Origin of the sequence: Francisella sp. SYW-2 (genome assembly GCF_008711475.1) — a bacterium.
In the GTDB taxonomy this organism is placed as follows: domain Bacteria; phylum Pseudomonadota; class Gammaproteobacteria; order Francisellales; family Francisellaceae; genus Francisella; species Francisella salimarina.
On sequence record NZ_VXKO01000041.1, the window covers coordinates 1 to 9,335 of the forward strand.

The following is a 9,335-nucleotide window of genomic DNA, read 5'->3' on the forward strand; positions in this document are numbered from 1 at the left end:
ATCAGCATAAAATGCTGATATGAAACACAAAAGTAAGATTTTGAGTCAGATTTATCTAAAAAATACTCAATATTAAAACATATGAAAAAGGGCTTTCATTAACTCAACAGCCTTTATTAAATCATCTCTAATAATTACTACAAACAGAAATACCAAAGGAATGTTAGAAGTATTTCATGATCCTATAATGGCTAATGCCGCTATGGATAGAATTATATCTAAATCTTACAAAATAACTTTAGAGGGCGAATCTTATCGAAAAAAACTTATTCCTAAAATTGATAAATCTTTAAATTAATGGTTTAATTTTTTTTGGAGTTAGTGGATCAGTAATGTTGTCTCCGCTATGGGTCAGTAATCGTGTCCCGTAACAATCTAAAATAGTAGATATTATTTAAGTCATTGTATTTTAATAATTAAAACTTACTCAAGCAACATTTTGTTATTAGGAGTAAAGAAACAAAACCATCAGAATATATAAATATTGTTAGATGTAATATTTAAAAATGCATTTAGTAATTATTTTAAGTTCTTACTGTTGTTAATCATGAAACAATATAATAATATATTAGCAATATTTGTTACATATAAATAATGCAAGGCATGTATGTTTAATATAAGTGAAATAAAAATAAAAGAATTGGAAGCTTATACAAAGATATCTAAAGCATCCATTCACAGGTACTTTAAAGCTTTAGAAAATGGTGTAACCTACACTAATAATAGAATAACTGGAATAAGCCCCAAAGCAGCTGAAATTTTTTTAAAGAAACAAACATCTCTAAATTTAGATAAACCTTCTGTTACTTTATCTGCTAATTTATGTGGCGGAGTCGGAAAAACATCTTCGGTTTACAATTTAGCCGCAGCTCTAAGAAGAGTAACTGGCGAGGAACATAACCCAATAGTATTAATTGATGGAGACTCTCAAGCTAGCTTTACACATATAGTATGTGGCGAACGAGCAGCTGATAATGAGCCTATTCTGATTGATTATATAGAAAATAAAGCATCTATCAGCGATATATTAAATAATTTAGGACATGGCGTTTATTTTATAAAAAGTAATTTGAACTCTGCTTACCTTGATAAAGCATTAAACAAACCCTCAGATATCAAGAAAGCTATGAAAAACTTATATTTTGATATTTTTAATACATTAGGAGCTAATACTAAGATATTTCAAGATCACACCCCTCAACTGTCCAATTTATTTGCATCTTCAATTTCAGCACTATATCAAATGTCAGATGATGTAATTTGTAACGTATTAATACCTATTAGATCTGATGATTTTGCACTTAGTGGTGCAACATATATTATAAATGAAATTAATGATCTTGTCGATACATATTCATTTAATAAAGATAAGGTTAATATACATTGTTTTTTTTCAGCTTTAGACCGAAGAATATCAACCTCAGGAGAGGCTTTACAAAAAGCAATGTCTGATGATGTAATAAAAAACCATCTATGTCCTGTTGTTATTAGATATTCTTCAGAAATACCAAAAAGTATTATGTCTTGTAGTAATATTTTTAGTACTGGTCGTACTACAAATGCTACTAGTGACTACCAAGACTTATTGCAATATATATATAATTAAGGATTTTAGATATGGCCAGTCTCGACGAAATAGCAAAACAATATAATATAAAAAAAGAAGAGCCAAAAGATAAACCTCTACCAAAAAAGATTTCTAATCCTAACAAAAGAAGAACTTGGTTAGAAGAACATGTTATAGATCATGTCACACTTGTTGATCCTGATGATATTTGTAATTGGGAATATCATGATAGACCAGAAAATGAATTGGGAGATATAAAATCACTTTCAGACGAGTTTCTAAAAATTGGACAACAACAACCTTGTATTGTAAGACCATCTAAAATAGGAGAAACTCGTTATAAATATGAATTAATAATAGGTGAAAGAAGATGGCATGCTGCTAGATTAGCTAAAATAAAGCTCAAAGTTATTATAAAAGAAATTGATGATAATGATGCCGCCCTTGCTCAAGCTGCTGAAAATGATAATCGTAAAGATTTATCAGATTATGCAAAGGGAATGAGTTATTCTAAACTCATAGATGCAGGAGTTATAAAACAAGCAGACTTATTAGAGAAATTAGGAAGAAGTAAGCAATATGTATCTGCGCTATTATCTTACTCAAAGATACCTGAAGAAATATTATTAGCTATAGGAGATTTTACAAAAGTCTCAAGTAGAACTGCAGAGACAATTAAAAGACTGTCTTTAAAAGGTGATAATTATATTAAAGCAATTCTAAAGAAAGTAGAACAAATTAAAGATGGTACTATAGGGCATTCAAAATTAACTGAATTTGTACAAAAACAAGTGTCAGATAAATATGAATCAAATAAATCAAATGCTAAAAAAATAATATCTGCTAATGGGAGACATTTATTTACTATAAGAAATGATAATAATAATCTTTCATCAATGCATTTCCCAAAAGATATTTCTGCATTACTACAGTCTAAAACTATAGACCCTGAGTTACTAAACAAACATATCATGGAGTTTTTAGAGAATGAGTTACAAAATATAAAATGAATCCGCCCGGGCGGACAACAAAAAAGGGCACTTACTATGCCCTCTAATGTGGTTACTAAATTAATATAGAACCAGTCCCAATATCTATATTAGTCTAGTTAACCCTTAAATGCAAACTATTTTAAAAAAGTTATAAGGAGTTATAGCTATGGCTACCCTATTTCATGAAGGGCGTAAGGTATTACGTGCTGAAATCAAAAATAATAATTATGCTGATATAGCAGATTTTATATATTTCAGAATCCAAGTAAGTAAATATAAAGATGATAAAGATAATACTTTCTTTTTACTGCCAAACATCGACTATCTCGTAAAAGAAACTGGTATAAGTAAAAGAACTTGTGAAAGAGCTTTGCAAGAACTAGTTAAGAATGATTTTATTTCTAAAGCTAAACTAAAATGCTACGATGGTGCTGTAAGAATAAAAATATTTATTACCAATAAGTTTAAACAATTAATGCTATCTATCTCGAATTTAGTCACAAAAAATAACTCAAAGAATGAAGCTAATGATCAGGTAGATTTAAATGAAAATATTTCAGAAAACGTGGCGGAGTCTGATTCCGTCAATTTGGCGGAATCTATTATAAAAGAAGAAGACTATAAAAAAGATAATAATATTAATAATGATAAATATGATAATGTTATAAATGTTAATTTTTATTTCTCTTGTGAGAATAAGGAGTCTCATGATTTAGCTGAATATCTATCTCAAAAATATAATTTAGATTGTTTAGATATTTTATTTGCTCTTCATGATCTTCAACAAACAGGTTTATACAAATGCAAACATAAGCTTATAGAGGATGCTATTTCATCAGTGCAAAGAAATACTAATGCTAAAGATGTTATTCCTACAGGAGAAGTATTTAACTCATATAAAGCAATACAAGTAGCCGAAGATACAAGAGAAGAGACATTAACTCCTAAACAACAAATAGCTATTCATCAAATGCTAAAATATTTAACAAATAAAGGTAAAACAATTATTTCTAATGTTAAGGAAGTCTTTTCATGGATAGAGTTCCAGGTTACAAATATGAAGCATCAACTTGTAGGATTAGGGTTTAAGCATTGTTTGAATATAATTAGAAAGTTACTGTGTGATAATTCTAAACATCAATACTCTAAGCCTATTGGTTACAGACCTTTGTCTAAATCTGGGAATGATGATAGCAGTAATGAATTGACAGATCTTTTTATATGATTAAGACTGTTGAATTAATCTGCACTAAATTGTTCATTTTTTGTAAAATACATATATTGGAGATATTTATATTTTATGAGTTATTGACTTTTTCTTTTTAGGCATAGAGGGATCATTAGGTGGTGATAATAGGTTTGTAAAATTGAACTGTTACGGGACACGATTACTGACCCATAGCGGAGACAACATTACTGATCCACTAACTCCAAAAAAAATTAAACCATTAATCTAAAGATTTATCAATTTTAGGAATAAGTTTTTTTCGATAAGATTCGCCCTCTAAAGTTATTTTGTAAGATTTAGATATAATTCTATCCATAGCGGCATTAGCCATTATAGGATCATGAAATACTTCTAACATTCCTGGTTCTGTCGCAAACACCTAACTGTTTGCGACAGAACCCATGAGTTTTACCTTCTGATAGTAATATTTCCATTGGGTTGCCTAAAGCATCAGTCATAGCATGAATCTTGGTAGTTACTCCTCCAACTGATCTACCAATTGCTTGGCTATTATCTTTATCATATCCTGTAGCACAAGCATGTGTTCTTGCTATCGTTGAATCAAGCATAACTTCTTGTAAGTCAGGGCTTTGTACTGACTTAAATAATCTAGAGAATATGCCTTTATCACACCAATCTTTAAAACGCTTATGTATTGATCTACATTTACCATAATAAAATGGTAACATTCTCCATTGACAGCCTGTACGTAACACATAAAATACAGCTTCAATAAACAATCTTAACTTGACTTCATCATTGGTATGTATACCTTTTTGTGATTTTAAGAATAATAAAATACTTGACCAGAATACTTCTTTTATATAATAATGTATTTTGCTAAACCTTTGATATTTATTGTCTTTCAATTTTTAAATAACAACGGTTTAGCTATTTTCAATCCAATTTATATTTTTTGTGCACAGAACCTAATATATAATGTGAAACATACCAATCTAAAAGTAATTTACAATGCATAAAACAATAATATTGCTCCCATTAATATTCGCATCAATAAGTAGTATTTTCGCTAATGAAATTACTATAAATCCCCTAAACTCTCAAGCTAGCTTTACTATAAATGATAGCTTTGACTTAAATAATGATTATATTCGCGGAGATGTGATTGTAGTTAGTAAACTTCCTAGTTTTATTAAAGATAGGTTATCTTTGACGCTTAGAGGTAATTTTGCAGACTCAAAAGAAATATTGTTTATAGATCCTAATAGTAAATTTTCATTGCATAGCAGAGATGTAAAATATATTATGTCATCGCCAAAAACAGTTATAACCTCAAAAGAGGCTCAATCATCTTGTTTAACAACAAGCACAAAGGATTCTGCAGCTTCTAAAATAACTGCTTCTATGGGTATTAGCAGTCCTTTTTCTGTATCTCTAAGATATAGTACTGAGTGGAATAATTCATTAGAGGAAACAGTAAAAACTTGTAAAGATATCAGTGTTAGTATTGATCAAGAATATGAAAACTTTTTAGAAAGGAAACAAGGTTTTGCAATAGAAATTAATACTGTTAATAGTTGGGATAGAGAGTTGCTTAATAGTTCTTTTGGACTTGTTACCATTCCAACAGGCATAAATAAAATTAGTGTTATGACATTAAGCTCTAAAGACTCAAAATTTAGACTTAAATTAGTTAAAAATAATAATACGCGACAATCTGGTCAGAGTATAAATCTTTCTGTTAAAAGTGATGGGACATTCTCTTCTGATCTTAGACTTGAAATATATTATGATGGAACAGCTGAAGATTATGCAAAAGAAATAGTTTTAAAATAGGAAAAAATAGTATGAATAAAATAATATCTAAATGCCTTACAATATCTTTAGTTTTTTTAAGTGCTGGAGTAGCTAATGCAATCGAGCCTTTAAATGGTCTAGATTTATGCCGTGGATTTAAGAAAGAAATAATAGGAAAAAAAGTAAAAGTATCTGCAGATTGTATTGTTTCATCAAAATATGGAGGCATTGGAGAATATGTATTTCCTTCAGGTCATTTTGGATTTGACTGGCATTCAATACAGGGCATTAAACAACGCCAAGAACCAGTAGGTTTATTCAAAGCTAATAATGCGGAGGTTACAAAAATTAAAGGTAACTATCCTGTTTATTTAACTTACCCAGTATATGGGCTGCCTCGTGTTAGCAATGATTATTATGCTATTGAGAGGTTTTTTAACAAAAAAGAACTATCTTATGATTATAAAGTTATTCAACTTAATGGTCTAGTACCATCAAAAGGTGGTGATTGGATGTATGGATTAGGAGGTCAAGCGCCTTGGGCGCCTAAAAGAGTGTTCTATGGAAATCAAGAAGAACGAGAAAGAATCGCTGAAAAATTCGGTTTTATTATAGAGAGTAGTGTTGGATTTTCTACTCGCAAAGGTGTGCTTTCCCCTAACATAGAGACAGTTGACATTAATGTTCCATTAGAAAAAATATCAGAAGTTAATTTTTGTAATGGTCAACTCCAACTTGGTAAGTGTTAAAATATAAATTCAAGGAAATAAAATGAAGAAATTTATAGGTAGTTTGTCATCAGCTATATTTTTAGCATCATTAGCTTTCTGTAATGATATAAATGCTAAAAAAACTGATTATATAAGAGGTGATATTGAACTGAAGAATAATATGCCCAAATATACAGATGCTGTTGTGAGTATAAATGGAACAGGAAATATAGTTGATATTGTTAGTCCAGAGCATGTTAATATAGGTAAAACTATAAAAGCAGGATATATTATGGATAGTCCCTCAACTATAATAACAAGTTCTCAAGCTAAGAAATCTTGTGAAACAATAACAACAGTAGAATCAACTACAAAAACTATTCTAGGTGCTGCGGGAATTAAGCCAGGGTCTATTTTCAATATTAGTACGGAAGCATCTAAAAGTTGGACTAATTCAATTACAAAAGCTACAGAAACTTGTATAGATATAAGTCAGTCTCTAAAGCAAACATATGAAAACTTTATTGAAAGGTCACAAGGGGCAGCGTTGCAAATGTATTTAGAGAACTCTTATGGTGAGATACTATTACCTAATGTTGAATTTGGAGTGATTGTTGTTCCAGTAGGCGTTAACACAGTTAGTGTTTTCGCTATACAACCACTCCCGGTACTTAAATCAAAAGTAAAAGTATCATTAGATTATATTGGAAGAAATGACGATTTATTGTCTGCATCTAAGGACAATGCTCAGCTGGTTGTTACATCAGAAGGCTTTAAAAATGTTAGGTTTAAAGTTGAATATGCAGGGTCAAAAAAAGATTTTATGGAAGAAGTTGAATCTTATTGAGCCTTTCCAAGTAAGTGTGTAAATTAACTTACATAAATCTCTGAATTCTATCTTCAAATTCGATAGTGAAATAAGGAGCTTTGTTTCTTTAAAGCATTATTGTATTTAGACCTGGTTGTAAGTTTATATTTTTGTTTGAGAACATTCCAGCCCTTGGATTTAGTGTACTTATGAGGCATCTAAAATATTATCTATTTTTGAGTAAGCTTATTTTAATGGTCTCAAAAATAGGATAAGAGTGCATCGAGTTTTATCAAAATCACTAAAGAAAAAAGTAGTTGATTTTTTCATGCTTAATAATGGTGAAAATATTAAAACAGACCTCCATATTTTCTATTAGCTCTACTTTTATTTGGCTACGATGAATATTTATTTTTGTGCACAGAATCTATTTAATTTAAAATATTTTTTTTAATTTATATTCTTATGATACTATTAAAGTAAATCTAATATGGAGTTATGTAAAGTGGAAAATGAAAAAAATATTTTAGAAAAAATTAAAAAGTATGAAGAGAAACTTGAGCAAGCTAAGAAAGAAAATGCTCTAAAAATTTATGAATACTTATCTAAACACCATATCAATATATGGAATATAAAAAGTATAAAAAAAGCATTCGCTTATTTAGAAGAATTGGGTGAAGATGAATTTAAATAGTATTAATCACTACTAAAAAATAGAGTATTTAAATTTGCCTGAAATCATTATTCGAGCTATATTTTTTTTAGATTCTTTATTTATGTTTGGGAAGTATAAAGAAGTTGACTTACTTTAGATGATAAAATTAGGTGTAGGATTTAAACTGGACCGTAGGGAGCGAATGAACAGAATGTGGCGGTTTGAGATAATTGCAGATTGATACTTGGACTAAATTTAGAAATAAGTCTGAGACTAAGTTTATAAATGAATTGTTTGATGTTTACTGCACTAAATGTATCTAATCAAAAGTGACTTCGTTGATTATTGGTTCATATTTAATAGTTGCAACAGTACCGAAAAAACCGTACTACTATAATCCTACTTAGGCTTTGTTTCTAATCAAAGTGGCATATCGATCTTAAGGCTTAATAACTCGTCGAGAACTACTGATTTTTTGATTATATTCACAAAAAAATATACTGAGTTTATTTTTCATATAAGTACAAGCAATATACTGAAATAAAAAAATAGAATGGAAGAAAAAAATAGAATGGAAGAAAATAATTTTAAAGAACATTTTTTAAGTATTGACTTAGATAGTAAGAATACTCTTTTTGAACAACACAGAACGAATAAAGACTCTTATCTTAATTACAATGTGATAACTGTAGAGGGATACTGTTATAAAAAATTTGAAACAGATGATACAAAGCAAGCAGAGTATGAATTCAACCAGTGTAGTCAATATTACAGTAATATAATTGATGATACTGAGAACACTGTTTTTTTAGAAGATAATTTTTTAATAACACCATATATCGATGGTGAAAAACCCGATAAAGGTGAAATCATAAGCTATCTAAATGATCTACAAAAATCCAATTTATTTATTACAGATCCTGTTCCTGAAAATTTTGCTTTTAAAAATGATAAATTAAGATTGATTGATTTTGGTAGTACCTGGTATTCTGATATTGAAGACATTGATGCAAGTATAAAAGAAATAATTATTAAAAATTTCTATAAAGGAGGTTACAAAATCATACTCTTATTAGAACCTGAAACAGTAATGTACTATTTAACTAAAATAGTTGCTTTTGAATTAGATAGGCATACCCCAGTTTTCGTAGAACTTAATCCTTTAAAAATAGGAGGTTTTAAAAAAGAGTTGAAGAAATTTTTTATAAATGAATCTTGTGAATATGACCTATCATTCGAAAAAATTTGGGGTAAATTACCAGATATTGAAGTAGAAAACTCTTTTGAGGATATGGAGCCCTTTAGCTTATAAAAAAATAGGTAGTGTCGCAAACTGAAATTGCCTATAAATTAGTTTATAACTTTATCATAAATCCATGTTCATCTTATAGATGTTAGATTTCACAGGCAGACATTATTCGAGATTTAAAAGGCTGTTGAGTTAATGAAAGCCCTTTTTCATATAACTCCTTAAGAGCAATAGCATTAATCTAACTAATAGGCCTAAACCTAAGGAACGGATCAAAATATGCAAAGTTGCTTGAAGTTCCTATTTATAATTAGCCTTTCGTACTTGCACATTTTATGATATTATTTTGCTTATAATATATCTTATAT

Annotated in this window: 10 protein-coding genes and 1 pseudogene; 9 read left to right on the top strand and 2 right to left on the bottom strand. The window is 29.1% G+C overall.

Features of this window, described 5'->3' with window-relative positions:
- Window positions 1-115 precede the first annotated feature (115 nt).
- The 4 genes from F3D57_RS09620 (at window position 116) to F3D57_RS09635 (ending at window position 3,784) form a co-directional block, all read left to right on the top strand.
- Window positions 116-298 carry an ATP-binding protein gene (locus F3D57_RS09620; protein WP_224728180.1) on the top strand — a complete coding sequence of 61 codons (183 nt, stop codon included), beginning with the start codon at window positions 116-118 and terminating at the stop codon, window positions 296-298.
- Window positions 299-607: 309 nt separating this feature from the next.
- Window positions 608-1,606, top strand: a complete 999-nt coding sequence (locus F3D57_RS09625; RefSeq protein ID WP_150466092.1) for a ParA family protein — start codon at window positions 608-610, stop codon at window positions 1,604-1,606.
- An 11-nt stretch (window positions 1,607-1,617) separates the two neighbouring features.
- Window positions 1,618-2,577 carry a ParB/RepB/Spo0J family partition protein gene (locus F3D57_RS09630; RefSeq protein WP_150466093.1) on the top strand — a complete coding sequence of 320 codons (960 nt, stop codon included), beginning with the start codon at window positions 1,618-1,620 and terminating at the stop codon, window positions 2,575-2,577.
- A gap of 148 nt (window positions 2,578-2,725) precedes the next feature.
- The gene (locus F3D57_RS09635) at window positions 2,726-3,784 is read left to right on the top strand and encodes a hypothetical protein (protein ID WP_150466094.1); all 1,059 of its coding nucleotides are present in this window, start codon (window positions 2,726-2,728) and stop codon (window positions 3,782-3,784) included.
- Between the two features lie 223 nt (window positions 3,785-4,007).
- Here the strand turns inward: F3D57_RS09635 and F3D57_RS10270 are convergent, their stop codons facing one another.
- Complete coding sequence (locus F3D57_RS10270) at window positions 4,008-4,145, bottom strand: ATP-binding protein (RefSeq protein ID WP_191092386.1); 138 nt, start codon at window positions 4,143-4,145, stop codon at window positions 4,008-4,010.
- Window positions 4,146-4,188: 43 nt separating this feature from the next.
- Window positions 4,189-4,623 (bottom strand): annotated as a pseudogene (locus F3D57_RS09640) (IS5 family transposase); the annotation flags it as partial.
- 136 nt (window positions 4,624-4,759) lie between these two features.
- Between F3D57_RS09640 and F3D57_RS09645 the strand changes: the two are divergent.
- The 5 genes from F3D57_RS09645 (at window position 4,760) to F3D57_RS09665 (ending at window position 9,030) form a co-directional block, all read left to right on the top strand.
- A complete protein-coding gene (locus tag F3D57_RS09645) occupies window positions 4,760-5,584 on the top strand; it encodes a hypothetical protein (protein ID WP_150466095.1) in 825 nt (274 codons plus the stop codon).
- An 11-nt stretch (window positions 5,585-5,595) separates the two neighbouring features.
- On the top strand, window positions 5,596-6,294 hold the full coding sequence (locus F3D57_RS09650) for a hypothetical protein (protein ID WP_150466096.1): 699 nt from the start codon (window positions 5,596-5,598) through the stop codon (window positions 6,292-6,294).
- A gap of 22 nt (window positions 6,295-6,316) precedes the next feature.
- On the top strand, window positions 6,317-7,102 hold the full coding sequence (locus F3D57_RS09655; protein WP_150466097.1) for a hypothetical protein: 786 nt from the start codon (window positions 6,317-6,319) through the stop codon (window positions 7,100-7,102).
- A 466-nt stretch (window positions 7,103-7,568) separates the two neighbouring features.
- Entirely contained in the window at window positions 7,569-7,757 is a 189-nt protein-coding gene (locus F3D57_RS09660) for a hypothetical protein (protein ID WP_150466098.1), read from the top strand.
- A gap of 514 nt (window positions 7,758-8,271) precedes the next feature.
- A complete protein-coding gene (locus F3D57_RS09665; RefSeq protein WP_150466099.1) occupies window positions 8,272-9,030 on the top strand; it encodes a hypothetical protein in 759 nt (252 codons plus the stop codon).
- Window positions 9,031-9,335: the final 305 nt, after the last annotated feature.